We start from the raw sequence: 26162 nt of genomic DNA on the forward strand, positions 1-26162 counted from the left end.
GTCCCGACGTGTTCAGCTCCGCCCTCCGCCTCGACCGTCTCACGGTCGCGCAGCGCATCCTGGCCGGTTTCGGCGTCGTGCTGCTGCTGCTCCTCGCCTCCGCCGCGCTCACCTTCCGCGGCGTCGGTGCCGTCAACGGCGCCATCGACGACGCCAACGCTCGGGTCGAGGCCGCGGAGCGGGCCGGCCGCTTCGACCGGGAGCTGAACGCCACCCGCCGCCTTGTCCTCAACTACACCCGCACCGAGCAGGGCGAGATGCTGGCCGAGCTGAAGGCCGGGCTCGCGAGCCTCGCCGAGGCCGGCAAGAGCCAGCCCGAGGCGAAGACGCAGGTCGAGGCCTACGGGGCCGGCACCGAGCGGCTGATCGCGGCGATCCAGGCGCGCAAGACCGCGCAGGCCGCCCTCGCCAAGCACGGCGCGGCGCTCTCCAACGCCGGCTACGCGATGGCAACGACGGCCTCGGCCGAGCCGGCGCTGGCAGCAGCCGCCTTCCGTGCCGACCGCGCCCTGCAAAGCGCGCTGGCCGCCATCCACCTGTTTCGCGGCAGCGCCAACCCGGCCGATGCCGGCACCGCCCGCATGGAATTTTCCCGCTACGGCCGCGAGCTTGAGGCTCTGGCCCGGCTCGATTCCGCAGCCACGCTCCGCGCGCCGCTGGCCGCGATCCAGGCCCGGCTCCCGGCCTTCACCGCGGCGCTCGACGGCGTGCTCGACGGCGCGGGCGCGATCGACGCGGCGTTCCTGGCGCTCCGCCAGACCGGCGACGCCCTCGTCGCCGCCAGCACCACCGCCCGCGAGGCCTCGCTCGCCGAGCAGCGCCGCATCATGGCGGCGATGACGGGCGACGCCCACGACCTTCAGCGCAACGTCGCGCTGGTCGGCCTCGTCGCGCTCCTCGTCGGCGGCTTTCTGGCGTGGCGGGTCGGCCGCGGCGTCGCCCGGCCGGTGACGGCGCTGACCGGCGCGATGGGCCGCCTCGCCTCCGGCGACACCGAGGCCGCCGTGCCGGGCGCCGCGCGCCGCGACGAGATCGGCGCCATGGCCCGCGCCGTGCAGGTGTTCAAGGACGCGCTCATCGCCAAGCGGGCCGCCGACGCGGCGGCCGCCGCCGAGGCCGCGGCCAAGGCCGAGCGGGCCGCCCGGCTGGACGCCCTCGCTCAAGGCTTCGAGGCCAACGTCTCGGTGCTGACGCAGGGGCTCGCGGGCGCCGCCACCGAGATGGAGGCCACCGCCCGCGCCATGGCCGGCACCGCCGACGAGACCGAGCGGCAATCCGGCACCGCCATGCGCGCGGCGGAGGACACCTCGGCCAACGTCCAGACCGTGGCGGCGGCGAGCGAAGAGATGTCCGCCTCGATCCGCGAGATCGCGGGGCAGGCCGGCCAGTCGGCCCGCATCGCGCGCCAAGCCTCGGAAGAGGCGCAGCGCACCGACGGGCTGGTGCGCCAGCTCGCGGCCTCGGCCGAGCGGATCGACACCGTGGTGGCGCTCATCGCCACCATCGCGGGCCAGACCAACCTGTTGGCCCTCAACGCGACCATCGAGGCGGCCCGCGCGGGCGAGGCCGGCCGCGGCTTCGCGGTCGTGGCCGGCGAGGTGAAGGATCTGGCCGGGCAGACCACGCGCGCCACCGGCGAGATCGCCGGGCAGATCGGCGCGATCCAGGACGCCAGCCGCCAGTCGGTCGAGGCGATCCGCACCATCGGCGCGACCATCGCCGAGATGGCCGCCGCCTCGAACGCCATCGCCGCCGCCATGGAGCAGCAGGACGCGGCGACCCACGAGATCGCCCGCACCGTGCAGCAGGCGGCCAGCGGCACCGGCGAGGTCGCTCAGAGCATCGCCGACGTGCGCGGCGGCGCCGGCTCGACCGGGGCGGCGGCCGCCCAGGTGCTCGCCGCCGCGCAAGAGCTGTCGCGCCATTCCGAGAGCCTGCGCCGCGAGGTCGGCGGGTTCTTGGAGGGAGTGAAGGCGGCTTGAGGCAGCTTGCCGTGCATCCCCTCTCCCCGCCGTGCGGGGAGAGGGCTTCGATGACCTTGTTGTCATCGAAGCGAGGCGGCAGCCGAAGGTGAGGGGGCTTGTCCGAACGAGCTTCTTCTGTCGAAGCCCCTCACCGCCGCTTCGCTTCCTGTAGGGACGACAAGGTCCCTACAGGCCTCTCCCCGCGTGCGGGGCGAGGGGGGAGCGGCTCGCCCCTTCGCGCTCTATCAAGAGGCGAGGGCTGACGCGCTCACGGCCCGCCGAGCCCCGCGCCCCACCGCAGCCTCCCCCGCCGCGATTGCGCTCGCGGCGAATCTCACGAGCGCCTAGAAGCCTCCCATGGTGGCCGGAAGCGCCGCCCGGGTGAGAGGCCCATGACCATCGATCTGCAGACGGCGCCGGTGAGCCCGCGACTCGGCGCCCGGCTCGTGCCGCCGGTGCCGGTGCCGCCGGAGCGGGAACTCTCGACGCTGCGCTTCGTCGCCGCGATGCGCACCAACGGCATCGGCTGCTGGCCGGCCTCGGCCTACGAGGCGCCGCTGCGCCGCCGCCGCGTGCTCGGCAAGGTGCGGTTGACCGTCAGCGACCCGGAGGCGGTGCGCCGCGTGCTGGTGGAGAATGCCGGCAACTACGCCCGCACCGCGATCTCGATCCGTATGCTGCGGCCGATGCTCGGCGACGGCCTGCTCATCAGCGAAGGCGCGGCGTGGCGCCATCAGCGCCGCATCTTGAGCCCCGCCTTCACCCCGCGGGCGGTGGAGACGCTGGTGCCGCACATCGTCTCGGCGACCGACGAGGCGGTGGCCGCCCTCGAAGGCCCGGCGGCAAGCGGGCCGGTCGATCTGTTCGGCGCGCTCCAGCACCTCGCCCTGGAGATCGCCGGGCGTACCATGTTCTCGGTCGGCATGGCCCGCCACGGGCATCGGTTGCGTGGCTTCCTCGCGGCCTATTCCGAGCGGCTCGGGCGCCCGCACCTGACCGACGCGCTGGTGCCGTTGCGCTTCGCCACGCCCCTCGACCGCGCGCGCGCCCGGTTCCGCCGCGACTGGGTCGCTTTCCTGGATACGGTCATCGCCGATCGCGCCTCGGAGCGCGACGGCCGCCCGCGCGACCTGCTCGACCACCTGCGCGCCGCCCGCGACCCGGAGACCGGCCGCAGCTTCACCGCGGAGGAATTGCGCGATCAGGTCGCCACCATGATCCTGGCCGGGCACGAGACCACGGCGCTGACCCTGCTCTGGGCCTGCACCCTTCTCGCCCTCGATCCCGAAGCTCAGGAGCGGGTCGCCGCCGAGGCGGACTTCGCGGAAAAGCCCTACACCCGCGCGGTGATCGACGAGACCCTGCGGCTCTATCCGCCGGCCTACATCATCGCCCGCTCGGCGCTGGGGCCGGACGTGCTGGCGGGTCAAGCGGTCGCGCGCGGCGACAGCGTGACGATCTCGCCCTGGCTGCTGCACCGGCACCGCCGGCTGTGGCGCGATCCTGACGCGTTCGATCCCGGCCGCTTCCTGCCCGGCGCCGCGCCCGTGCCGCGCTTCGCCTACATGCCGTTCGGGGCGGGCCCCCGCATCTGCATCGGCGCCGCCTTCGCGCTCACCGAGGCGACGCTGGCCTTGAGCCGCCTCGTCGGCCGCTTCCGCATCGCGCGGGCGGACGACCGCCCGGTCCTGCCGGCCGCCGTGGTGACGACCCAACCCGACCACGCGCCGGCCTTCCGGCTGACGATCCGGTAGATAAAGGTGGCGTATCCGGAGGTGATCCGGATACGCGCTCAGGCGGTGGCGCGCTTCTTGGCGGCCTTCGCGGTCTCGACCGGGAATTCGATGTCGACGCCCAGCGTCGACACCCCTTCGCCCCGCTCCAGCGTGATCTGCACCTTGTCGCGCTCGACCTCGATATGCTTGGCGATCACCGCGAGGATCTCTTCGCGCAACGTGATGACCAAGTCCGGGCGGCTCGTCTCCGAGCGCTCGTGCGCCAGGATGAGCTGCAGGCGCTCGCGGGCGACGGAGCCGGAGCCCCGAGGCTTGAGGAAGGTCAGGACACTCATGCGGCCCTCCGGGTGAACAGCTTGTTGATCAGGGACTTGCGGTCGGTGGGGATCGACATCGGCACGGTCTCGCCCTTGAGGCGGCGCACCGCGTCGGCATAGGCGCGGGCGGGCGCGCAGAGCGGGTTGTTGAGCGTCACCGGGCAGCCGAGGTTCGACGCGCGCAGGACTTCCAGGCTCTCCGGGATGATGGCGAGCAGCGGGATCGAGAGGATCTCCAGCACGTCGTCGACCTTCAGCATGTCGCCGCGGTCGGCCCGCGCCGGGTCGAAGCGGGTCAGGATCAGGTGCTTCTCGATGGAATCACCCTTCTCGGCGCGCACGGTCTTGGAATCGAGCAGGCCGATGATCCGGTCCGAGTCGCGCACCGAGGAGACTTCCGGGTTCGTCACCACCACGGCGACGTCCGCGTGGCGCATGGCGAGCTGGGCGCCGCGCTCGATGCCGGCGGGGCTGTCGCACACGATCCAGTCGAATTTTTCGCGCAGCTCGCCCATGACGCGCTCGACGCCCTCGTCGGTGAGCGCGTCCTTGTCGCGGGTCTGCGAGGCCGGCAGCAGGGAGAGGTTCTCCAGGCGCTTGTCGCGGATCAGCGCCTGCGGCAGCTTGGCGTCGCCGTTGGTGACGTTGATCAGGTCGTAGACCACGCGGCGCTCGGCGCCCATGATCAGGTCGAGGTTGCGCAGGCCGACGTCGAAATCGACCACGCAGACCTTCTCGCCGGCCTGCGCCAGCGCCGCGCCGAGCGCCGCCGTCGTGGTGGTCTTGCCGACGCCGCCCTTGCCGGACGTGACACAAAGAACCTTGGCCATACTGTTTCCCCTTAACCCAAGGCTGCGATTCTGATTGCGCCGCCGTCGGACCAGATCTGGACCGCTTGACCGCGCAGGTGATTGCCCATGTCCTCGGCCGTGCGGACGAGTCGGTCGATGCCGAGAAGCTCGGGCTCGAACTTGCGGCAGTAGATGCGGGCGCGCGGGTTCTTGGCGGCGCCGGCGATGGCCCGGCCGCGGAGCGCCCCGTAGACGTGGATGGAGCCGCCCGCGAGGATCTCGGCGCCCGAGGACACCGAGCCCATCACGGTCACGTCCCCCTCCGGGTGGACGATGCTTTGGCCCGAGCGCACCGAACCCTCGATGGTGAGGGAGGACACGCCCGGCTTCTCGTCCGGCGCGGCCGACGCTTCCAGGGTGTCGCCCTGCGGGCGGCCCCCGACGAGGCGCGGCGGAAGGTTCGCGGGAAGTGCGGCGTCCGCGCCCTCGATGCCGAGGATGCGCAGGCGCCTTGTGCTCAGTTCGGCGATCAGGCTCTCCAGCTCGCTCGCCGTGGGCTTGAGACCCGCGACGTCGAGGATCACGGCCTTGTCGTCGAACAGCGTCGGGTCGCGCTTCAGGGCGCCGTCCAAGAGGACGAGCCACTCGGCGGCCGGGCCTTGCGGCGCCAGCGAGAGCGCGCGGAACACGCGGCCTCGGAGGGGCAGTGAGAGTGGGGGTGGAGCGGGGCTGGTCACGGGCGTTGACGTTTCCTTACCGACGCCCCCATTGATCGTCGGTAAGGTTACCGGGCGGTTAATTTTTACGCTTGTCTCGGCAAATATTGCCGGCTCGGTCATTTTTGCCGACCGCCGCGCCGAACGGTCAAAGCGCAGCCGGGCCAAGGGCTTGGCCGCGCCGGCGGCGGGCCGGGATAATGGTTAAAGCCGGGCAGGTTCAAGAAAAGTCCTTAACCCCGGGGGATCAGCCGATCCTGTGATCGCGGGTGCAAGGGGCCTCGCGTTTCGGCTCGGCCCATCCGCCTCACCCCATGCCGCGCAAGGCCTTGGTCTTCAGGCGGCGGTTCTGGAACGTCACCGTGACCGAGCCGGACCCGCCCGGCGGCGACCAGACGTAGACCTCGAAGGTGCCGGTCCCGTCGATCACGGCGGCGCTGTCGAGCCGCCCGCGGCAGCCGAACAGCCCCTCGACCTCAGTCAAGCTCATGCCCGCGGCGACGCGCTCGAACCGGTCCCGCGTCACGAGGCAGGCCGGGGCCGGCTCGTCCGCGGCGTCCTGAATGGCGCTCTGTCGGAAGGCCGGCTCGGTGCCGAGCGCCGCGCCGGGTGCGAAGGCGACCCGCGGGGCCTCCCGGCGCGGCGCGGCGGCAGCGACCGGCGCCGGCTCGGACTTGAATTCGGGGGGCGGTGCCGGCGACGAAGCCGCCGCCGGAGCGTGCGCGGCCGCGCGGGCCGGGGCCGGCACCGCCGGGGCGGCGGCGCGGGCCGAGTCCAGCGGCACGAAGGCCGGGCCGGGGCCGCGGCGCCCGGTGCGGCGCGCGGCCTCGCTTCCGCCGCCTCCGGCCTCGGCCGCGGACAGGGCACCGGCGCGCAGGGCCGGATGGGCGGCGGTTTCCTCGACCTCGGGGGGACGCGCGCCCAGCACCACCGCCCGCTGCATCGCCTGGGCGAGGCGGTCCATCCGCTCGGTCAGGCGCCGCTCGCGCTCCGCGGTGTTTCGGCTCTGGCCGGGCCGGGCCGCCTCGCAGTCCCGGATCACCGCGACGAGGTCGCCGATATCCTCGCCGCTCCATTCCACCGCGGGCTTGCCGAACAGCAGGAGCGGGGCCGCCTCGTCGCCCGTCCCGTCGCCTTTGCGCGCCCGCTCGAAGGCGGCGAGTTCCCCCTCCACCAGGGCGCGGCTCTCGGCGCAGCCGCCCTGCTGGGTGATCGCGTCGGACAGCCGGGCGCGGAACGCGTCGTCGGCCGCAGCCAAGCTCGGGGCGAGGGCGATCAGGACCGCCAGGGCAGGCACGCGCATCGGACGACGCCTCCGGAACTGCGATCCGCGATGAAGTCGCGATTCCGTGAAGCGAGGATTAAGCCAGCGGCCAGAAGGTGGCGGCACCGGGCGGAAAACCCGGGACGAAGCCCGGTCGGCTCAGTCGAGGGCCGAGACCACGATGGCGTCGCCGTCGAGCCGCGCCTGCACCGCCTGGCCGCGGCCGGTGGCGCCGAGATCGTCGGCGGTCTTGTAGAGGCCGTCGATGGCGATCAGTTCGGGCTCGAATTTCTTGCAGAGGATGCGGGCGTTGGCATCCCCCACCGCGCCGGCGATGGCCCGCCCGCGCAGCGCCCCGTAGATGTGGATCGAGCCGCCCGCGATCACCTCGGCGCCCGAGGCGACCGAGCCCATCACGGTGACGTCGCCGTCGAGATGCTGGATCACCTGCCCCGAGCGCACCGGCGCGTCGAGCACGAAGGAGCGATGCCGGGGCTGGGCCGGCGCGGCGGCCTGGACCGGCGTGTGAGCCGCGGTCGGCGCGGCGGTGGGCGTCTCGGCACCGGGTTCGGGTGCGGAAAAGTCGTCGATCGGCTTGCCGCCCACCAGCGGCGGCGGGAAGCCGGGGCCCAGCGAGGTCGGGCCGATGCCCTCGATGCCCAGGATCGTGATCGAGCGCTTGTTCAACTCGGCGCAGAGGTCGAGCAGGTCCGAGCGGTCGAAGGACAGGCCGGTCACGTCGAGGATGATGGCGCGGACCGCGAAGAAGGCGGGCGCGCGCTGCTTCAGGGCGTCGAGTTCGGCCAGCCACTGATCGACCGGCGGCACCGGCGCCAGCACCATCGCCAGGAACGAGCGGCCGCGGAAGCGGATCGGGGGACGGGCGGTCACGGGAGGGGCGATCACACAAGAGACATGGTCGGACGGGTCATGGCAGCGAGCTTATGCCAGATCGTACGGCCGTCCGCCCAGGGGCGGGGATTGCTCAACAGCAATCGTCGGGGCGATCCGTCGGCGTGGCGGCGTGGCGGCGTGGCGGCGTGGCGGCGTGGCGGCGTGGCGGCGTGACGATGAAGGCGACGATTGGGATGTCCGTCATGGCGACGACCCCTTGAGCAGCGCGCGCAGCCGCGCCTTGTCGGCTTCCAGGGCCAGCGCGGCCTCGGCCCGGTCGAGGGCCATGCGCGACTGATGCCGCGCGGCTTCACCGAATGCGGGATCGCCGATGCGGCTGAGCGCCGAGAGCCCCTTCTGGATGCGCAGTTGCACCTCGATCAGCCCGGCCCCGTCGCGGGCCATCAGCATGACGGCGTCCTCCAGGAGGTCGGCGGCCGTCAGCGGCGGGATGTGGACGCGCGGATGCTCCGGTTCGCCGTCGGGCGGGGCGGCGCTCTCGCGCGCCCACAGGGCGAGCAGCCGGATCGAGCGGCCGATCACGTCGATGGCGGTGCCGGGATCGTTCGTCGCCGGCGACAGGGCGCGGGAGCCGATCTCGCTCAGGACCGCGAGGCCGAAGCGCGGGTCCTGATCGAACGAGCGCTCGTTGCCGACCGTGAAGGTGCGGGCGACGTTTTGCACGAGGGCGTCGCGGTCGGCCTCCGTCTCGGGCCGCGCGATCCAGGCGACCGGGGCGTCCGGATAGGCGAAGGTGCCGGGCACGGCCCGAACGAACGCCTCCGTCCCTGCGGTCTCGCACAGCTTCGACAGGGCCGGCATGTCGATGTGCTGGATGTAGCCGATCGCCTCCAGGCTTACCGGGACGGCGTCGGCCGGGATGGCGCCCGCGTCGTACAACGGGCGCCCGCCGAGATAGGGCGCGTGGAGCCGCGCCTCGATCGCCTTGCGGGCGGCGGCCTCGACCCGGTCGGTCGTCTCACCGACGCGGCCCAGCCGGGTCAGGTGGTTGATCCAGCGCAGGAGCGCGACGACGATCAGGGCGATGACCGCGATCGTCACCGCGAACAGGATGACCCGCCCCTGCGCGCCGTAGGCCCCGGTCTTCGACACGACGAGGCCGACGATGCCGAACAGGAACGAGCCGAGGAAGGTCGAGAGCACGGTCTGGGTCAGCCCGTCCTCGATCAGCAGCGTGGTGGCCCGCGGCGTGACGTTGCTCGTGGCCGAGCCGTAGGCCGAGACCGTGATGCTGAGCGAGAAGGTCGTCACCGTCAGCATGGAGGAGGCGATGACGGTGAGGATGCTGTCGAGGGCGTCGGTGCTGATCGTGCCCGGCATCTGCCAGGGCAGGTAACGATCGACACCCGCCGCCAGCACCGCGGCCAGCACGCCCGTCAGGCCGATCAGAGTCGCGCGCACCCACAGGCGCCGCGTCAGTTGCGCCATCAGCCATCGCCAGCGCGGCATCCCATGTCCCCTCGCTTCGTCCTCTTCCCTGTCCCGTCCGATATAACAGGGAAGACCCGCCCCGCGTCGCACGCCCTTGCCGGATCGGCCCTCAGCTTATATTGCGACGCGATACCGCCCGAATCGTACTTTGGCGTCACGACCGTCGAACACGGCCCGCGACACGCCGCCTTATGGCCGGGTTTCATCCGCTCCCTTCGAGAACCTCGATGAAGCTGCGCAACATCGCCATCATCGCCCACGTCGATCACGGCAAGACGACGCTGGTCGACAAGCTGCTCCAGCAGTCCGGCACCTTCCGCGAGAACCAGCGGGTCGAGGAGCGGGCGATGGACTCGAACGACCTCGAGAAGGAGCGCGGCATCACCATCCTGGCCAAGGCGACCTCGGTCGTCTGGAAGGACACCCGCGTCAACATCGTCGACACCCCCGGCCACGCCGATTTCGGCGGCGAGGTCGAGCGCATCCTGTCGATGGTCGACGGCGTGATCGTGCTGGTGGATGCCGCCGAGGGCCCGATGCCGCAGACCAAGTTCGTGGTCGGCAAGGCGCTCAAGATCGGCCTGCGCCCGATCGTGGCCATCAACAAGGTCGATCGGCCGGACGCCCGCATCAACGAGGTCGTGAACGAGGTGTTCGACCTGTTTGCGGCGCTGGACGCCACCGACGAGCAGCTCGACTTCCCGATCCTCTACGGCTCGGGCCGCTCCGGCTGGATGAACACCACGCCCGAGGGCGACCAGTCCGAGGGGCTCGCGCCGCTCTTCGAGCTGGTGCTGCAGCACGTGCCGCCGGCGCGCACCGACGAGGGTCCGTTCCGGATGCTCGGCACGCTGCTCGAGGCCAACCCGTTCCTCGGCCGCATCATCACCGGCCGCATCGCGTCGGGCACGGTGAAGCCGAACCAGTCGATCAAGGTGCTCTCGCGCGACGGCAAGGTCGTGGAGACCGGCCGCGTCTCGAAGATCCTGGCCTTCCGCGGCCTGGAGCGCGCGCCCATCGACGTGGGTGAGGCGGGCGACATCGTCTCCATCGCCGGCCTGCTCAAGGGCACGGTCGCCGACACCTTCTGCGATCCCTCCGTCAACGAGCCGATCCAGGCTCAGCCGATCGATCCGCCGACCGTCACCATGTCCTTCATCGTCAACGATTCGCCGCTCGCCGGCACCGAGGGCGACAAGGTCACGAGCCGCATGATCCGCGACCGCCTGTTCAAGGAGGCCGAGGGCAACGTCACGCTCAAGATCGAGGAAGCCGCCGACAAGGATTCGTTCTACGTCTCCGGCCGCGGCGAGCTGCAGCTCTCGATCCTGATCGAGACCATGCGCCGCGAGGGCTTCGAGATCGCCGTGTCGCGTCCGCGCGTCGTCCTGGAGAAGGGCGAGGACGGCGAGACCCTGGAGCCGGTCGAGGAGGTCGTGATCGACGTCGACGAGGAGTATTCCGGCGTCGTCGTGCAGAAGATGTCCGAGCGCAAGGCCGAGATGATCGAGATGCGGCCGTCCGGCGGCAACCGCCTCCGGCTCGTGTTCCACGCGCCCACCCGCGGCCTCATCGGCTACCAGGGCGAGCTGATGACGGACACCCGCGGCACCGCGATCATGAACCGGCTGTTCAAGGCCTACGAGCCCTACAAGGGCGAGATCGCCGGCCGCCGCAACGGCGTGCTGATCTCCAACGACAAGGGTGAGGCCGTGGCCTACGCCATGTGGAACCTGGAGGACCGCGGCCCGATGATGATCGAGCCCGGCGCCAAGGTGTACCAGGGCATGATCGTCGGCGAGCACAACCGCGAGAACGACCTCGAGGTGAACGTGCTCAAGGGCAAGAAGCTCACCAACATCCGCACCACCTCGAAGGATGAGGCCGTGCGCCTGACCCCGCCGATCCGCATGACGCTGGAGAAGTCGCTCGCCTGGATTCAGGACGACGAGCTGATGGAAGTCACGCCGAAGTCGATCCGCCTGCGCAAGGCCGTGCTCGACCCCAACGACCGCAAGCGCGCCGAGCGCGCCAAGGACTCCCTCTCGGCCTGATCTCTTCCAGAGCCAAATAAAAAGGCCACGGTACGCTCCGCGTACCGTGGCCTTTTTTCGTGAGCGGCCTCGAAGGCTCAGGCGGCCCGGACCGTGTCGAGGAAGCGGCGCACCTGCGCGTCGAGCTGCTCGGAGCGTTGCGACAGCTCGGAGGCTGAGGCGAGCACCTGGCTCGCCGCCGCGCCGGTGGTCTCCGCCGCCTCGGCGACGCCCGCGACGTTGCCGGTCACGGCGCCGGTGCCGGCGGAGGCTTCCGTGACGTTGCGGACGATCTCCTGGGTCGCCGCGCCCTGCTCCTCCACCGCCGCCGCGATGCTGCCGGCGAGGCTGTCGATCTCGCGGATGCGGCCCGCGATCCCGTCGATCGCCGCCACCGCCCGCTCGGTGATGCCCTGGACCTGCCCGATCTGGCCGGAAATCTCGTCGGTCGCCCGCGCGGTCTGGTTGGCCAGCTCCTTCACTTCCGCGGCCACCACCGCGAAGCCGCGGCCCGCCTCGCCGGCGCGGGCCGCCTCGATGGTGGCGTTCAGGGCCAGAAGGTTGGTCTGGCCCGCGATGGTCGAGATCAGGCCGATTACGTCGCCGATCTTGGCGGCGGCCGCGCTCAGGTCCTGCACGAGCTGGGCGGTGCCCTCGGCCTCGCCCACGGCGGCCTGGGCCAGGGTGGTCGAGCCCGAGACCTGCCGGCCGATCTCGCTCACCGAGGCGCCGAGTTCCTCCGCCGCCGCCGCGACCGTCTCGACGTTGGCGGCGGCTTCCGCCGCGGCGGATGCGGCCGCGCCCGATTGCGAGGCCGTCTGCGCCGCGGTGCCGGCCATGCTTTGCGCCGTCGCCTGAAGCTCGGTCGCCGCGGAGGCCACCGCCCCGACGATGCCGCCGACCGCCCCCTCGAATTCGTCGGCCATCGCCCGCATCGCCGCCTTGCGCTGCGCCTCGGCCCCGGCGCGGGCGAGCGCCGTCTCCTCTTCGAGCGCGCGGGTGCGGATCAGGTTGTCCTTGAACACCTGCACGGCGGCGGCGACCGCGCCGATCTCCTCGCGCCGCTCCCGGAAGGGAATCGCCTCGCGCGCGTCCCCCGCGGCCAAGCGGCCCATCAGGGCGGTCATCCGGCGCAGCGGACGGGACACGGTCAGCGCCAGCAGCAGGATGCCGAGACCGGACACGACGAGCATCGCCCCGAAGCCCGCGACCACGGCGAAGCGCGAGGCGGAGGCCGCCTCGTCCGCGATCCGGGCACGCCGGTCGAGCAGCGCCTCCTCGGCCTTCGAGATTTCCGCCGCGTTCGTGCGCACGGCATCCATCGACGCCTTGCCCTTGCCCGCGGCGGCGATCTGCCAAGCCTGCGCCCGGGTCGCCTCGTCGCGCATCAGCGCGATCTCGCGCTCGGCGATCTCCGCGGTCCAGGTCTTGGCGGCGGCCTCCAGCGCGTCGAGCCGCTTGAGCTGCTCGGGGTTGTCGGAGACGAGCGTGCGGAGCTCCGTCATCGTCTCGGCGAAGGTCCGGGCGCCGCCGCGGTAGGGCGCGAGGAAGGCGGGATCGGCGGCGATCAGGTAGCCGCGCACGCCGGTCTCCTGATCGACCATCGCGGCGGTGAGCCGATCGACCTTGCGCAGCACGAGGTAGGTGTGGTCGCGCCAGCGGTTGGCCTCCTCGATCGTGCCGAGGTTGCGCCAACTGAGGAGGCTCGAGCCCGACACCGCGCAGACGACCAGTCCGAACGCGAGGGCGAGCTTGGCGACGATGGGGAGGTTCGAGACAGCGCGCATGGCTTGACGTCGGGGTGATCGTTGCGGGGAACGGCCGGACGGCCGCAAGCCTCATCTGCTGCCGGAGCATGACTAACGAACGGTAAAAGGCCGGTCTCGAACCGTTAAACGGGCACGCCTTGTCGCGGAAGGACTGGTCGCCGTGTGCATCATACTGCACAGGCCCGGGCCGTGCTTGCGATCGTCGGTGCAGGCATCGAGTATTCGGTGGCGTCAACCCGAGGCGTCACCCGGAACCGTCAACCGGCATGCACGCTGAGGAACAGGCCGAGGCCCACCGCCAGCAGCACGCCGGCGATGCGGGCGAAGGTGACGGCTCCGACGCCGTCCTCCTGCCGGCGCAGATGGGCGAGCTGCGCGAAGATCGCCGCCCAATAGGCCGCCCACAGGCTCAGCACCGCGTTCATCGATGCCACATGGGCTTTGCCGCCCACCGCGGAAAGGCCCCGCGGACACCCGTCACCGCGCGGCGTAGGCAGCCAAGGTGGCGCGCAGGCCCTCATCCAGGTCGAGGTGGGGATGAAAGCCGACCTCCCCGGTCAGGCGGCGGATGTCGGCCTCGATGCAGGCCGGCTCGGTCGGGGGGAGGGGGCGGGCGCCGAAATCGATCAGGTCGGGGCGGCCGGTGAGGCGGCCCAGCGTCTCCAGCAGGGTCCGCACCGGCACGCTCGCGCCGGAGCCGATGTTGACCGGGCCCTCGACAGCGGAATCCAGCAGCGCCGCGAAGGCGTCGCCCGCGTCCATCACATGCAAAAAATCGCGCCGCTGCCGGCCCTCGCTGGTGGCGAAGCGCCGGCCGTCGAGCAGCGCCCGGGCCGCATCGCCCACGAGCCGGCCCGGCGCCTCGCCCGGTCCGTAGAGGTAGAACAGCCGGCCCCAGGCCAGCGACAGGCCGGTGCTCGCGGCGTAGCCGGTCAGCACGCGGCGCAGCCCGTCCTTGGCGGCACCGTAGAGCGTGGCCGGGCGGCAGGGGGCGGATTCCGACAAGTGTCCGCGGTGGATGCCAGCACCTTCCGCCCGTGAGAGAGGAGCGATTCCAGTCCAATCGTATTCCGCGCACGTTCCCGCCACGACGGCCCGTGTGCCGCCGGCCTCGCGGAAGCCGCGCACGAGGTCGAGGCTGGCGGCCGTCCAGTCGAGGTTTTCGGGAGCCTGCCAGTAGCGGCCGGGCTCGGTCACCCAGGCGAGGTGGAGGAGATGGCCGGCGCCAGCCGCCCGCACGGCGGCGCGGCGGGCCTGTGCGTCGAGGAGATCGGCCGGATGGAAGACGTGGACGCCCTCCGGCGCGCGACGGCCGACGGCGTGGACCTCGAAGCCGCGGGCGGCCAGGGCCGCCACCGCAGGCCGGCCGACGAAGCCGGCCCCGCCGGTGACGAGGACGCGCCTCACCGGCTCGCCCAATCCGGATAGGTGCGGTCGCGCTCGGAGATCACCGTGACGGGCTCGGGCCAGCTCACGGCAAGCGCAGGGTCGTCCCAGCGCAGGCCGTCGGCGGCGCCCGCCACGAACGGGCGGTCGATCATGTAGAGGACTTCCGTGGCGTCGTGCAGCGCCTGGAAGCCGTGGGCGAAGCCCGCCGGGATGTAGAGCGCGTGGCGGTTCTCCGCCGAGAGCGTCACGGCGCAGGAGCGGAGGTAGGTGGGCGAGCCGGGCCGCAGATCGACCGCCACGTCGTGGATCGCGCCGCTCGTGCAGCGCACGAGCTTGGTCTCGGCATGCGGGTCTTTGGCGAAGTGCAGGCCGCGGACGGTACCGCGCCGCGCGTTGAACGACACGCTCGACTGCGCGAACCGGGCGGTCAGGTCATGCTGCGAAAACTCCTCCTCGCAGACGGTGCGGGCGAACAGGCCGCGCGCGTCGGCATGCGGTTCGGGCGCGATCCGGTAGAGGCCGGGGAGGGGGAGGGACTCGAAGATCATGGCGCCGACCGAGCGGCACGCGCGTTCCCACCCACCCCCTCATCCTGAGGTGCCGCGAAGCGGCCTCGAAGGAGGGCTCCAGTCCGCGCACGATCTCTGGAGCCCTCCTTCGAGGGCGCCGCTGCGCGTCGCCACCTCAGGATGAGGGGGAGGGGGGGAGTGACGGCGTGGATGGGAGGAGCCGGCATCCGCATCAAAACACCGTCAGTTCCGGGATCGCCACCGTGAACCGCCCGCCCCAGGCGCGGATCGCCGCCATCTCGCCCGCGATCTCGTCCTTGAGGTTCCAGGGCAGGATCAGCACCGTGTCGGGGCGCAGAGCCAGGAGTTCGTCCGGCGAGACCACCGGGATGCGGCTGCCCGGCAGCCATGTGCCCTGCTTGTGCGGCGAACGGTCGGCGACCGCCGCGATCAGCTCGGGGCCGATGCCGCAATAGTTGAGGAAGGTGTTGCCCTTGGCGGCCGCGCCGTAGGCGCAGACCGTCCGGCCGTCCGCGCGCTCCTCGATCAGGAAGCGGAGTGCGGCGCATTTGATGTCGGCCACCGCCCGGCCGAAGCCCGCGTAGCCGGACGGGTCGAACAGGTTCGCGGCCCATTCCGAGAGCACCACGCGCTCCAGCGCCGGGGTCGGGGCGTGGGCGGCGGCCTCGCGGCAGGCGAAGACGCGCAGCGAGCCGCCATGGGTCGGCCATTCCTCGACGTCGAACACCCGCAGCCCATGCTGGCGCAGGAGGCCGATCACCACGCCGAGCGAGAGGTAGGAAAAATGCTCGTGGTAGATCGTGTCGAATTGCCGGCTCTCGATCATCCGCAGGAGATGCGGGAACTCGAAGGTCGCGACGCCCTCCGGCTTCAGGATTTCGGCAAAGCCGGCCACGAAGTCGTGGATGTCGGGCACGTGGGCGAGCACGTTGTTGGCCGCCGTCAGGTCGGCGCGGTGGCCGGCTTGCGCGAGGCGCCGCCCGGTGTCGCGGCCGAAGAAGGCGACCTCGGTCGGCACGCCGCGCTCGCGTGCGACGCGGGCGACGTTGGCGGCGGGCTCGACGCCGAGCACGGGGATGGCGCGGGCGACGACGTATTGCAGCAGGTAGCCGTCGTTGCTCGCGACCTCGACGACGTGGCTGTCGGGCCCGAGGCGAAAGCGCGCGATCATCGCGTCCACGTAGCTTTCCGCGTGCCGCAGCCACCCGGCGGAGAAGCCGGAGAAGTAGGCGTAGTCGGAAAAAATGGCCTCGGGGCTCTCGAAGGCCTCCAACTGCACCAGCCAGCAGGCGTCGCAGACATAGGCGTGGAGCGGGTGAAAAATTTCGCCCCGGTGGCGGTGCTCCGCGCCGACATAGGCATTGGCCAGCGGCGACAGGCCGAGATCGCAGAAGGTGCGGGTCAGTGCAGCGCCGCAGGCGCGGCAGGTCGGGCGGGTCACGGGCTCGCTCCGGGCGCGCGAAGGGTCCCGTAGCGGGCGATCTGCGCCTCGGTGAGCGCCCGCGGATCGGCGCCGGCGGCGGCGTCGCGGTACCATGCGGCGGTCCAGTCCAGCGCCGCGTCGAGGGGGAGACGGCGGTCCCAGCCGAGGCGGGCGCGAGCCTTCGAGGCATCGACCTTGAGATAGGTCGACTCGTGCGGATGGGTTTTTGGGGAGAGGTGCCAGCCGGCGCTGCCGCCCCAGCCCCGGCTCAGCCGCTCGACCAGATACGAGACCGGGCGGCAATCCTCGTCCGCCGGCCCGAAGTTCCAGCCCTCGGCGAAGGCGGCGCCGTCCGCGCCGTACAGGCATTCGGCCAGCCGCAGGTAGCCGGCCAGCGGCTCCAGCACGTGCTGCCAGGGGCGGATCGCGTGCGGCGCACGGATCTCCACCGACTCGCCGTTCTCGAACGCGCGGACGATGTCGGGCACGAGCCGGTCCTGCGACCAGTCGCCGCCGCCGACGACGTTGCCGGCCCGCGCGCTGGCGATCCGGGCCGCGTGCCCGCCGGGCCCGAAGAACGAGGCGCGGTAGGCGGCGGTCACGAGTTCGGCGCAGCCCTTCGAGGCGCTGTAGGGATCGTGGCCGCCCATCGCCTCGGTCTCGCGGTAGGCGTAGGGCCATTCGCGGTTCTCGTAGGCCTTGTCGCTCGTCACCACCACGACGGCGCGCACGTTGCTGGCGGCCCTCACCGCCTCCAGCAGGTGGACGGTGCCCATGGTGTTGACCGCGAACGTGCCGACCGGATCGAGATAGGACGGGCGCACGAGTGCGCGCGCCGCCATGTGGATCACGATGGTCGGCTGCGCCGCGGCGAAGGCGGCGCCGAGCGCCTGCGGGTCGCGGATGTCGCCGATGCGCGAAGATTCGGGCGGGAAACCGACCCGATCGAACAGGTTCGGCCGGGTCAGCGGTGGCAGGCCGAAGCCGGTGACGCGGGCGCCGAGTTTTTCCAGCCAGAGCGCGAGCCAAGCGCCCTTGAAGCCGGTGTGGCCGGTCAGCAGCACGCTCTTGCCGGCCCAGAAGGCGGGATCGGGCAAAGTCCCCAACGGCGCGCCCATCACCACACCTTCCACGGCGCGTCGCCGCGTGCCCACAGCTCTTCGAGGTGCTTCTTGTCGCGCAGCGTGTCCATCGCCTGCCAGAAGCCCCGGTGGTGGTAGGCGTGGAGCTGTCCCTCGCGGGCGAGGCGCTCCAGCGGCTCGTTCTCCCACACGGTGGCATCATCCTCGATGAGGTCGAGCACACCCGGCGAGAGCACGAAGAAGCCGCCGTTGATGGTCGCCCCGTCGCCCGCGGGCTTTTCGCGGAAGGCGCGCACGGCATCGCCGTCGAGGTCGAGCGCGCCGAAGCGGCCCGGCGGCACCACCGCGGTGAGCGTCGCGAGGCGGCCGTGCGCCTTGTGGAACGCATGAAGCGCGGTGAGGTCGATGTCGGCGACGCCGTCGCCGTAGGTCATGAAGAAATCCTCGTCGCCGAGGTAGTCGCGCACCCGCCTCAGGCGTCCGCCGGTCATGGTGGCGTCGCCGGTCTCGATCAGCGAGACCCGCCAGTCCTCGGCGGTCGAGCGGTGGAACTCGACATGGCCGCGGCCGAGATCGAGCGTGACATCGCTCAGGTGGAGCCGATAATTCAGAAAGAATTCCTTGATGACGTAGCCCTTGTAGCCGAGGCAGATCACGAACTCGGTCACGCCGTGGGCGGCAAAGATCTGCATGATGTGCCAGAGGATCGGCCGTCCGCCGATCTCCAGCATGGGCTTGGGGCGCACCACGGTCTCTTCCGACAGCCGCGTGCCGAGCCCGCCCGCGAGGATGACGGCTTTCACAGGTCGCCCCCGATCTGGTGCGTCGATTGCATCATCGCCACGCCTCTACCATGCGGCACGCAGCTTGCGGAAACCGCTCGGCGTCGAGCCCGAAGGCGGGCGGGCGGATGCCGAAGGCGTCGGGGTAGTACGGATCGCGGGCGATGCGCGCGCCCCAGCGGCGGCGGAAGCGGGCCTGCTCGTGCGGATCGACCACGGGGACGCGGTTGCGGCTCTCGTAATGGTGGAGCGCGGCATCCGCGCAATAGACCGTGCGAAGACCCCGCTCGTGCAGGCGCAGACACAGGTCGATGTCGTTGTAGTTGACCGGATAGGTCTCGTCGAAGCCGCCGACCGCCTCGAAATCGGCCCGCCGCACCATCACGCAGGCGCCGGTCACCGCGAGGTAGTTGCGGTTGGCCAGACTCGATCCGTGATAGCCGGCCTCGTCGCCGGGCCGGCCGCGGCAGACATGGTCGGGAAAGCCTTCGCCGAAGACGACGCCGACATGCTGGAGCGTGCCGTCCTCGAACAGGAGTTTGGGGCCGACCGCGCCGACACCGGGGATGGCCAGCAGCGACAGCATCGCCTCGATCCAGTCGGGCGTGATGACGGCGATGTCGTCGTTGAGGAAGATCAGGATCTCGCCGGTCGCCGCGCGGGCGCCGCGGTTCATCTTGGCGGCGAAGTGGAAGGCCGGATCGGGATAGGGCACGCCGCGGGCGCCGTGCCGCTCCATCGCGCCGCGCGCCGGCTCGGGCAGGACGCCGTGCTCGACGACGACGATCTCGATCCGCTCGTAGGCCGTCCGCTCTCGGAGCGAATCGAGGCAGTTCGCCAGAAGGTTGATCCTGCGCCCGCCCACCATGCTGTCGCGCCCGGCCGTCGGGATCACGATCGAGACCAGCGGGCGCGTCGCGAGCGCCCGGCGCAGCGCGAAGGTGCCCGGCGCGAGGCGGTGCGCGGGGCCGCGCGCCTCCAGCGCCCGCAGGGCCGCCGCGTCGTCGAGGGGCGTGTCCGTGGGGCGGTGGGCGAGCACCTGGGCGATATGATCGACGCCGGCGCCGTCCGCGGTGAGGCGGAGCGCAAGGTCGTAATCGAGCGCACCCGCGCATGCGGCGCGGAAGCCGCCGAGCGCCTGCACCCGCTCGGTGCGGTACAGGGCGGGGCGGCCGATGTAGAAGCCGGCCTCCAGCGTCTCCGGCGACCAGTCCGGCTTGAAATGCGGCTCGGCGCGGCTGCCGTCGGGCGTGAGCCGATCCTCGTCGGCATAGACGAGATCGAGACCGGGGTCGGCGACGAGGCGGCGGGCGAAGGCCAGGAGCGCGTGGGGCGGGAGCTGTGCGCCGGGCTCCACCACCATGAGATGGCTGCCCCGCGCCGCCGCCAGGGCCGCCTGGAGGGAGGCCGCCTCGCCGGGCGCGCCGGGGCGGCAGGGCCGCAGCCGCGGCTCGTCGGTGGGAAACGGAGAGTTTGTCGCGAGGCACAGCTCCCAATCGGGATAGGCCTGCGCCCGCAGGCTCGCGAGAGTGGCGGCGACGCGCTCCGCCTCGTCCGCGCCGGCCGCCATCAGCACCGAGAGCGTCGGGCGGGCGGGCAGAGCGCTCACCAACTCTTGCATCCGCTCGGAGGAAGGGAGCGCGGGCGCCTCGACCGCGGCGATCCAGTCCGCATAGCTAGCGGGCGGGCGCGCGGTCGCGCCGGCCCGGGTGAGGCGTCGCAGAATCTCGCCCGGCGGCACCGTGCGCAGCAGGCCCAGCGCGCGCCGCATCAGGCGCAGCGGCGTGCGCTCCTGCGGCGGCAGTCGTTCGAGGATTTTTCGGACCCGGTACCGGGCGGCGGCGATGCGGCTCAGCGGCTCGACCGAGACGGCATCGAGCCGAAAGAATGTGGCGCCGGGCTCGATCCGCAGGGCGCGGGTGGCCGGCGGCAGGCGGATCAGGTCGTCGATGCCGGGCTCGCCCGGAAGCGGGGTCAGCCGGTAGCGCTGCGGCGCGGCGAGCCCCTCGGCCTCGACGGCGAGCACGGGCACCGCACCCTCGTGGCGGCAGCGGACGCGGACCCGCGCCCCCGACAGACCTGCCACCGCCGCATCGGGGCCGAGCCCCAGCACCGGATCGGGGCCGGTGGCAATCCATGCGCCGTCAGGCCCGCGGCGCAGGTCGCGCAGGGCGTGGAGGTGAAAAGCCTCGCGGCGCCTCATCGCGCGCTTCCGCCGAGCCGAGCCCGCATCCGCCTCATCCGATCCCACCCCATGATCCGCGCCGTGCATCCTCCGTCGAAAGCTGTGAGGCAAGCCCGCCGGATCGGGCGTTCTGTCATCGAAGCTTCATCGCGAGGCGTCAGATGCTGCCCGCGGGGAGCACCGTCACGAGGCGGTCTCCCGGCTCGTCCCGCCTCGCGCTCAAGGAATCCGGATCATGTCGGCGACGGCAAACGAGGCTCTCGCCACGACCGGCAAGGGCGCCGACAAAGGCTCGAAGGCGGATCAGGCCAAGGGGGCGGAGAAGGGGGCGGAGAAGGGCGCGGACAAGACCGTGAAGCGGCTGCGCCCGCCCGCCGCCAAGAGCGTCGGCTGGGCGCTGGTGCAGGCAGCCCGGCTCCATCGCGCCCGCGTCGGCGACCGGCTCGCCGCGCTCGACCTGTTCGCCGGCCAGGAGCAGGTGGTGCAGGCGCTGGCGGCGGCAGGCAGCATGACCATGGGCGACCTCGCCGCGACCCTGCGCGTGCGCCCCCCGACCGCCTCCAAGACGATCTCGCGGCTGGCCGCCCTCGGCTTCGTCGAGCGGCGGGCGGAAGCCGGCGACGGGCGCATCGTCCGGGTGCGTCTCACCGAGACCGGGATGGCCAAGGCGGCGGCGATCGAGCGGATCTGGAACGAGGTCGAGGCCGAATTGCTGGAGGGCTTCGACAACAAGGAACGGCGTCGCCTGCGCAAACTCCTGCGCAAGGTCGCCCGCAGCCTCGCCGAGGCCGCGGGCGTGACCGGCCACGAGGCCGACCACGAGATGGACGGCGAGGGCGACGACGACGAGGCCGACGCCCTGCTCGGTCCCAGCGCCGCCGACGGGGTGGCGACGGCGCCGTGAAGCATCGGTCTGACAAAGTGGGTCCGGGTTTCGGAAAAAGCCGATGCGTCACCCGAACCTATCAAATCAATCCTCGTCGTCGTCCTCGTCGATTTCGTAGACGCGGCGGACCGAGCGGCGCTCGATGACGCGCACCGGGCGCTCCTCGAACTCCTCGACGCGGCGGTACTGCCGGGCGGGCCGGTAGCCGTCGCGGTATCCGTCGTCGAGCACGCGGGCGCAGCCGTAGCCGACGCAGGTGCCCCCGCCCCAATCGTAGGCCTGGGCAGGCTCGGCCAGCAGCGCGGCGGCGCCGGCGCCGGCCAGGATCGCGGCAAGCTTGGTCATGAGCTTCGTCTCCTCAGCTTCGATGGGGCGGACAACGATCTTTTTGGCGGTTCCGTTCCCGTCGCGCCGATCAGGCGTTCCCGGTCAGGGCCGCGCGCAACGCCTGCGCGATCCGGGCGAGTTCCGTCTCGTTCCCGGCGGCGAGGCGGGCGCCGTCGGCCGCGACGATCGCGGTCCCGCGCTCGCCCAGGATGCGCAGGCCGGTCGCCACATGGGCGAGCGTCGCCTCGAGGTCGCGCAGATGGGCGGCCTGGCGCGGCCCGCGGGCGGTGATGCGCTCCGCAATCAGGGCACGGGGCGTCGCGATCGCGACGACGGCGCGCGGCGGCGGCACCATCCGGAAATAGCGCTCGGCGACGGCGGCGGCGTCGCCGTAGGAATTGGCGACGCTCATCCCGCGCTGGATCACGCCCTCGTCGCACAGCACGGGCCGCCCGGCGGCCTCCGCATCCAGCACCGTCGCCAACTCGCGCGACAGCCACTGCTTGCGCCGCCGCCGGAGGGTCTCGTCGGCGTCGCCCCGGTCGAGCATCCGCCGGCCCTCCTCCAGGAAGGCGACGGTGCGGGGATCGTCGCGCAGGGCCTCCAGCCGGCCGGGGCGCGGAGCCTCGGCCGCCGCGGCCGGGGTGAGGACGACATCGCCCAGCCGCTCGCCGAGCACGGCCCACAGCCACGATTTGCCGGAACCGGGCGCGCCGATCATCTCGGCGCGATGCGATGAAGGCGGATCGAACATGCCGTCCGATTTACGGGGCTGGCAAACCGTTGTCAGGCGCCGCCGGTGCCATTTTCGGCTGATGACCGCGCGGTCGCGAAAAACCCGGAGGGATCGAACGCGAGTCGTCCGCCCTTGCTCTCGCAGCCCGGTATCGCCCGTGGTCGGGATGCTCCCGACCGCTCCCTGGTCTAGGACGGGCTCGGACAAGCCGGATGGGGATCATGAGAACGGGTGCGGACCAAGCCGCCGAGGCGGAGCGTACGGCCCTGCGCGATCCGCGCCGGCTCGCCGGCATTGCCCTGATGTGCGTGGCACCCGTCTTGTTCGCGAGCCTCGATGCCACCGGCAAGTGGCTGGCCGGCGCGGGCGTCGATCCGCTGCTGACGACCTTCATGCGCTACGCGGTCAACGTCGCGCTGGTCACCGCCTTCCTCAACCCGGTGACGCGGCCGGGCGTGGCGCATTCGCGGCGCCTGCCGCTGCAGGTGGTGCGCTCGCTGCTGCTGTTCGGCTCCACGGCCTGCAACTTCCTGGCGCTCCGCTCGCTGCAACTGGCCGAGACGGTCTCGATCCAGTTCGCCGCGCCGCTCGCCGTGGCGCTCCTCGCCGGGCCGATGCTGGGGGAATGGTCGTCGCGGCTGCGGCTCGCGGCGGTGGCGGCGGGCTTCGTCGGCGTGCTGGTGATCGTACGGCCCGACACGCTCGCGGCCAAGCCCGCGATGCTGTTCAGCCTCGGCAACATGCTCTGCTACGCGCTCTACGTGATCGTGACGCGTAAGCTCGCGGCCTATGATTCGAGCGCGACGACGATCTTCTACACCGGGCTTGCCGGGCTCGCGCTGATGGCCCCGCTGCTGCCGTGGATCTGGACGGCGCCGGGCTCGCCCCAGGTCTGGGGGATGCTGGTGGCGGTCGGGCTGTTCGGCACCGCCGGGCACTGGCTTCTGGTGCTGGCGCATGCACGCGCCCCCGCGAGCCTGCTCGCGCCGCTGATCTACACCCAGATCCTGTGGTCGGTGCTTCTGGGTTATGCCGTATTCGGCGACGTGCCGGGGGTCTGGACGCTGGTCGGCGCACTCGTCATCGTCGCCTCGGGCCTCGTCCTCATCGGCGAGGATGCTTTAGCGCGCCGCCGGGCGAGGCGGCGCGCCTGAACTGATCCGCTCAGCGGTCGTGGCGATGACGGTGGTTGTGATGATAGCCGCGATGCGAGCGCATGCGGGTGCGGTAGGCGCGCCGGCCTGGATCGATCCCGAGCACGCCGTTGACGCCGCCGACGGCCCCGCCGACCGCACCGCCCACCACGGCGCCGATCGGTCCGCCGACGCGGTTGCCCTCGGACGCGCCGCGCTGCATGCCGCCGGGCACGCCCTGGGCCTGGGCCTCGCCGGCGAGCGGCATGAGGCAGAGCATCAGCCCTGCGGCGGCGGCGGCGAGACGGATCATGTCGGCGTTCCCTTGCATCCCGGAGCCCGGGGCCTGACGGCGCCGCACGGCAGCCGTCCCCGGTCGGGAACCCAACGAAGCTTGAGCATTCCGGTTCCGCGCCGGGTGGGTTGCTGATGGGGATGAGCGGTGGTCAGCACGGCTCTCGCCCGCGCCGACGGCCGCGAAAAACCCGCACCGTCATCGCGAGGCGGAGCCGAAGCGATCCAGAGCGCGACATCGCAGGATGAGGCGGGACGCGACGGCCGTCCCGTCATCGACGGCGTGCCTCTTCCGGGCCATGCGGAGCGCTGGATTGCGTCCGTTTCGCCTCGCAATGACGGCGGAGTGTCGGAAGCCTAAGAGTCGGGCCGTCCCGGCCCGAAAAAGCCGGCCTCGCGGGGCGAGGCCGGCTTCGTTTTCTCTTCGGCCGAAGGGCCTCAGGTCTGCTGGGTGCGGCGGGGGCGGACCTGCCAGCGCTCGAACGCCTCGGCGACGTCCTCGTCCTTGCTCGGCTCCTGCGGGTTGCGGATCGCCGCGCCGAGCGCCTTGGACAGGCTCTCGATCACGTCGTCGATCCGGGCATCCGGCGGCAGGCGTTCCTCGGTCTCGGGGGCGGCGACGGAAGCGGCGACCGGGGCCGGAGCCGGCTCCGGTGCCTTCGGCGGCTCCGCGGCTTTCGGAGGCTCGGCGGGCTTCGGGGGCTCGGCCGGCTTCGGGGGCTCAGCGGCCTTCGGCGGCTCGGGGGGCGGCGCGGGCTTGGCCGGTTCGGCAGCCTTCGGCGGTTCCACGAGCTTTTCGGGCTCCGCTGCCTTCGGCGGCTCCGGGGGCGGCGCGGGCTTCGGAGGCTCGGCGGCCTTCGGCAGCTCCGCCGGCTTGGGCGCCTCCGCGGGCTTGGGCGCCTCGGCCGGCTTGGGAGGCTCGGCGGCCTTCGGAGGCTCGGGCGGCGGCGCAGGCGGCTCCACGGCTTTCGGGGGCTCCGCGGGCTTGGGCGGCTCGGCCGGCTTCGGAGGTTCGGCGGCCTTGGGTGCCTCCTTGGGCGGCGCGGCTGGCTTCGGGGCTTCCTTGGGCGCCTCGGCGGCGACCACGGCCTCGACCGGCTTGGGGGCCTCCGGGGGCTTCGGCGGCTCGGGTGGCTTGGCCGCGGGGGCGGGCGGCGCGGCCGGGCGCGGCGGCACCGCCGGGCGGCCGCCGCCGAAGCGCGGCTCGATCAGATCCAGCACAGCGTCGAGGGCGGCGTTGGAGAGCGGCACCTCGCCGGCCGACGGCACGCCAGTGATCGCGATCGACTGGCCGTGATAGGCCGCATCCGTGCTCACCTCGGCCCCGAACCACACCGGCGGCACGAAGGCCTTGGCGGCCTCGGCCTCCTCGAACACGAGGCTGACGAGATCGAGCCCGGCCGGGCGCACGTAGCGGTCCACCAGCGCTTCGGTCCCGGCGAGCGAGACGGCGGTGCGCTCGTAGATCGCCTTGCCGGCGCAGACGTCGAGCAGGGCGTCGCCGTGGGCGCGCGGCACCTCGGTGCGCTCCTCGGCGGTGGCGCCCTCGGCACCCGTCACGAGGACGAGGAAGCAGTTGTTGCCCTGCAGGCGCACGAACGAGGTCCGGCCGGCCTGGGGCGCGAAGTAGCCCTCGGTGATGCGCGCCCCGCCGCGCTCCTTGCGCAGCAGGCGGACCAGCGAGGGCGCCACGAGAAAGCGGCGAACGACACTCATACACTTCCCTCCGGAGCCGGCTCGCATCCGGTGCGGGCGCCGCCCCGCCGGGGCGGACGGCGCCGACGGTCCCGAGCCTTCACCAAGTCTTGACCATGGCCTTCGTCGCCAAGTGATGGCGCGCAAACAACCACACGGCAAGCCTCGGGGGCGAAAAGTCGTTGATTTCGCGGGAGTACGGCCGGGATTCGAACGTCGGACTTCAGAGTGCCTCGCAAAACTCCCGTTCGCCGCCGGCTTCTCGTTCGGGCTCGACAGCCCGGCGGGAGTCTTGTGGGAGAAACTCAGTCCGCCGGCTCGAAATCGAGCGAGACGCCGTTCATGCAGTAGCGCAGGCCGGTCGGGGCCGGGCCGTCCTCGAAGACGTGGCCGAGATGGCCCCTGCAGCGGGCGCAGTGGACCTCGGTGCGGGTCATCCAGTGGCTACGGTCGACTTTCGTCTCCACCGCGCCCTCCAGCGGGGCGAAGAAGCTCGGCCACCCGCTGCCCGATTCGTACTTGGTGCCGCTCTCGAACAGCGGCGCGCCGCAGCCGGCACAGAAGAACGTGCCGGCCCGCTTCTCGGCGTTGAGGCAACTCGTGCCGGCCCGCTCGGTGCCGTGCTCGCGCAGCACGTGGTACTGCTCGGGGGTGAGGGCGGTGCGCCACTCGTCCTCGGTGCGGGTCTCGGGGGCACTCGGTGCGTCGGTTCCGGCCATGACGGTCTCCGGGGGTTTTTGTCGTTCAAAGGTAGGCACAGCCGA

The 26162-nt window shown here is 72.1% G+C and carries 24 protein-coding genes; 5 read left to right on the forward strand and 19 right to left on the reverse strand.

Annotated features, from left to right (window positions below; translation table 11 throughout):
• Nucleotides 1–8 precede the first annotated feature (8 nt).
• The gene (locus ASG52_RS21850) at nucleotides 9–1982 is read left to right on the forward strand and encodes a methyl-accepting chemotaxis protein (RefSeq protein ID WP_056247774.1); all 1974 of its coding nucleotides are present in this window, start codon (nucleotides 9–11) and stop codon (nucleotides 1980–1982) included.
• Between the two features lie 374 nt (nucleotides 1983–2356).
• Nucleotides 2357–3718: a cytochrome P450 gene (locus tag ASG52_RS21855; RefSeq protein WP_082552683.1), complete on the forward strand. Its 1362-nt coding sequence runs from the start codon at nucleotides 2357–2359 to the stop codon at nucleotides 3716–3718.
• A 38-nt stretch (nucleotides 3719–3756) separates the two neighbouring features.
• Here the strand turns inward: ASG52_RS21855 and minE are convergent, their stop codons facing one another.
• From minE to ASG52_RS21885, 6 genes are all read right to left on the reverse strand, one after another.
• A complete protein-coding gene (minE, locus tag ASG52_RS21860; RefSeq protein WP_056247777.1) occupies nucleotides 3757–4035 on the reverse strand; it encodes a cell division topological specificity factor MinE in 279 nt (92 codons plus the stop codon).
• Nucleotides 4032–4847, reverse strand: a complete 816-nt coding sequence (gene minD / locus ASG52_RS21865; RefSeq protein ID WP_056247779.1) for a septum site-determining protein MinD — start codon at nucleotides 4845–4847, stop codon at nucleotides 4032–4034. The genes minE and minD overlap by 4 nt, the downstream gene beginning before the upstream one ends.
• 11 nt (nucleotides 4848–4858) lie before the next feature.
• Complete coding sequence (minC, locus tag ASG52_RS21870; protein ID WP_056247783.1) at nucleotides 4859–5497, reverse strand: septum site-determining protein MinC; 639 nt, start codon at nucleotides 5495–5497, stop codon at nucleotides 4859–4861.
• A 334-nt stretch (nucleotides 5498–5831) separates the two neighbouring features.
• Nucleotides 5832–6827 (reverse strand): hypothetical protein, encoded by a 996-nt coding sequence (locus ASG52_RS21875; protein WP_056247785.1) that lies wholly within the window; start codon nucleotides 6825–6827, stop codon nucleotides 5832–5834.
• 120 nt (nucleotides 6828–6947) lie between these two features.
• Nucleotides 6948–7679 carry a septum site-determining protein MinC gene (minC, locus tag ASG52_RS21880; RefSeq protein WP_056248796.1) on the reverse strand — a complete coding sequence of 244 codons (732 nt, stop codon included), beginning with the start codon at nucleotides 7677–7679 and terminating at the stop codon, nucleotides 6948–6950.
• A 204-nt stretch (nucleotides 7680–7883) separates the two neighbouring features.
• The gene (locus ASG52_RS21885; RefSeq protein WP_200945648.1) at nucleotides 7884–9152 is read right to left on the reverse strand and encodes a DUF2254 domain-containing protein; all 1269 of its coding nucleotides are present in this window, start codon (nucleotides 9150–9152) and stop codon (nucleotides 7884–7886) included.
• Nucleotides 9153–9361: 209 nt separating this feature from the next.
• Between ASG52_RS21885 and typA the strand changes: the two genes are divergently transcribed.
• Entirely contained in the window at nucleotides 9362–11188 is a 1827-nt protein-coding gene (gene typA / locus ASG52_RS21890; protein ID WP_056247787.1) for a translational GTPase TypA, read from the forward strand.
• A 77-nt stretch (nucleotides 11189–11265) separates the two neighbouring features.
• On the opposite strand, the gene ASG52_RS21895 is transcribed toward typA, so the two are convergent.
• From ASG52_RS21895 to ASG52_RS21925, 8 genes are all read right to left on the reverse strand, one after another.
• Nucleotides 11266–12954: a methyl-accepting chemotaxis protein gene (locus ASG52_RS21895; RefSeq protein WP_056247788.1), complete on the reverse strand. Its 1689-nt coding sequence runs from the start codon at nucleotides 12952–12954 to the stop codon at nucleotides 11266–11268.
• 239 nt (nucleotides 12955–13193) lie between these two features.
• Complete coding sequence (locus ASG52_RS27980; protein WP_200945649.1) at nucleotides 13194–13361, reverse strand: hypothetical protein; 168 nt, start codon at nucleotides 13359–13361, stop codon at nucleotides 13194–13196.
• Between the two features lie 52 nt (nucleotides 13362–13413).
• Entirely contained in the window at nucleotides 13414–14343 is a 930-nt protein-coding gene (locus ASG52_RS21900) for an NAD-dependent epimerase/dehydratase family protein (RefSeq protein WP_056248802.1), read from the reverse strand.
• Nucleotides 14340–14873 carry a dTDP-4-dehydrorhamnose 3,5-epimerase gene (gene rfbC / locus ASG52_RS21905; protein ID WP_056247791.1) on the reverse strand — a complete coding sequence of 178 codons (534 nt, stop codon included), beginning with the start codon at nucleotides 14871–14873 and terminating at the stop codon, nucleotides 14340–14342. The genes ASG52_RS21900 and rfbC overlap by 4 nt, the downstream gene beginning before the upstream one ends.
• 193 nt (nucleotides 14874–15066) lie before the next feature.
• Nucleotides 15067–16296 carry a class I SAM-dependent methyltransferase gene (locus tag ASG52_RS21910; RefSeq protein WP_056247794.1) on the reverse strand — a complete coding sequence of 410 codons (1230 nt, stop codon included), beginning with the start codon at nucleotides 16294–16296 and terminating at the stop codon, nucleotides 15067–15069.
• The gene (gene rfbG, locus ASG52_RS21915; protein WP_056247796.1) at nucleotides 16293–17396 is read right to left on the reverse strand and encodes a CDP-glucose 4,6-dehydratase; all 1104 of its coding nucleotides are present in this window, start codon (nucleotides 17394–17396) and stop codon (nucleotides 16293–16295) included. The genes ASG52_RS21910 and rfbG overlap by 4 nt, the downstream gene beginning before the upstream one ends.
• A complete protein-coding gene (rfbF, locus tag ASG52_RS21920; RefSeq protein WP_056247798.1) occupies nucleotides 17396–18163 on the reverse strand; it encodes a glucose-1-phosphate cytidylyltransferase in 768 nt (255 codons plus the stop codon). The genes rfbG and rfbF overlap by 1 nt, the downstream gene beginning before the upstream one ends.
• 31 nt (nucleotides 18164–18194) lie before the next feature.
• Nucleotides 18195–20345: a glycosyltransferase family 2 protein gene (locus tag ASG52_RS21925; protein ID WP_056247802.1), complete on the reverse strand. Its 2151-nt coding sequence runs from the start codon at nucleotides 20343–20345 to the stop codon at nucleotides 18195–18197.
• Between the two features lie 217 nt (nucleotides 20346–20562).
• Here ASG52_RS21925 and ASG52_RS21930 point away from each other — a divergent pair, with 217 nt between their 5' ends.
• On the forward strand, nucleotides 20563–21231 hold the full coding sequence (locus ASG52_RS21930; RefSeq protein WP_056247804.1) for a MarR family winged helix-turn-helix transcriptional regulator: 669 nt from the start codon (nucleotides 20563–20565) through the stop codon (nucleotides 21229–21231).
• Nucleotides 21232–21297: 66 nt separating this feature from the next.
• On the opposite strand, the gene ASG52_RS21935 is transcribed toward ASG52_RS21930, so the two are convergent.
• Together ASG52_RS21935 and ASG52_RS21940 are read right to left on the reverse strand one after the other, a co-directional pair.
• Complete coding sequence (locus ASG52_RS21935; protein ID WP_056247806.1) at nucleotides 21298–21558, reverse strand: hypothetical protein; 261 nt, start codon at nucleotides 21556–21558, stop codon at nucleotides 21298–21300.
• A 70-nt stretch (nucleotides 21559–21628) separates the two neighbouring features.
• A complete protein-coding gene (locus ASG52_RS21940) occupies nucleotides 21629–22294 on the reverse strand; it encodes an AAA family ATPase (RefSeq protein ID WP_056247810.1) in 666 nt (221 codons plus the stop codon).
• Nucleotides 22295–22497: 203 nt separating this feature from the next.
• On the opposite strand from ASG52_RS21940, the gene ASG52_RS21945 reads away from it, so the two are divergent.
• Entirely contained in the window at nucleotides 22498–23430 is a 933-nt protein-coding gene (locus ASG52_RS21945; protein ID WP_286159136.1) for a DMT family transporter, read from the forward strand.
• A gap of 10 nt (nucleotides 23431–23440) precedes the next feature.
• Here the strand turns inward: ASG52_RS21945 and ASG52_RS21950 are convergent, their stop codons facing one another.
• The 3 genes from ASG52_RS21950 to msrB form a co-directional block, all read right to left on the reverse strand.
• Nucleotides 23441–23722 carry a hypothetical protein gene (locus ASG52_RS21950; protein ID WP_056247815.1) on the reverse strand — a complete coding sequence of 94 codons (282 nt, stop codon included), beginning with the start codon at nucleotides 23720–23722 and terminating at the stop codon, nucleotides 23441–23443.
• A 419-nt stretch (nucleotides 23723–24141) separates the two neighbouring features.
• On the reverse strand, nucleotides 24142–25419 hold the full coding sequence (locus ASG52_RS21955; RefSeq protein ID WP_056247818.1) for a CYTH domain-containing protein: 1278 nt from the start codon (nucleotides 25417–25419) through the stop codon (nucleotides 24142–24144).
• A 284-nt stretch (nucleotides 25420–25703) separates the two neighbouring features.
• Nucleotides 25704–26117, reverse strand: a complete 414-nt coding sequence (gene msrB / locus ASG52_RS21960) for a peptide-methionine (R)-S-oxide reductase MsrB (protein ID WP_056247821.1) — start codon at nucleotides 26115–26117, stop codon at nucleotides 25704–25706.
• Nucleotides 26118–26162 lie beyond the last annotated feature (45 nt).

It is taken from the genome of Methylobacterium sp. Leaf456, assembly GCF_001425465.1.
Classification (GTDB): domain Bacteria; phylum Pseudomonadota; class Alphaproteobacteria; order Rhizobiales; family Beijerinckiaceae; genus Methylobacterium.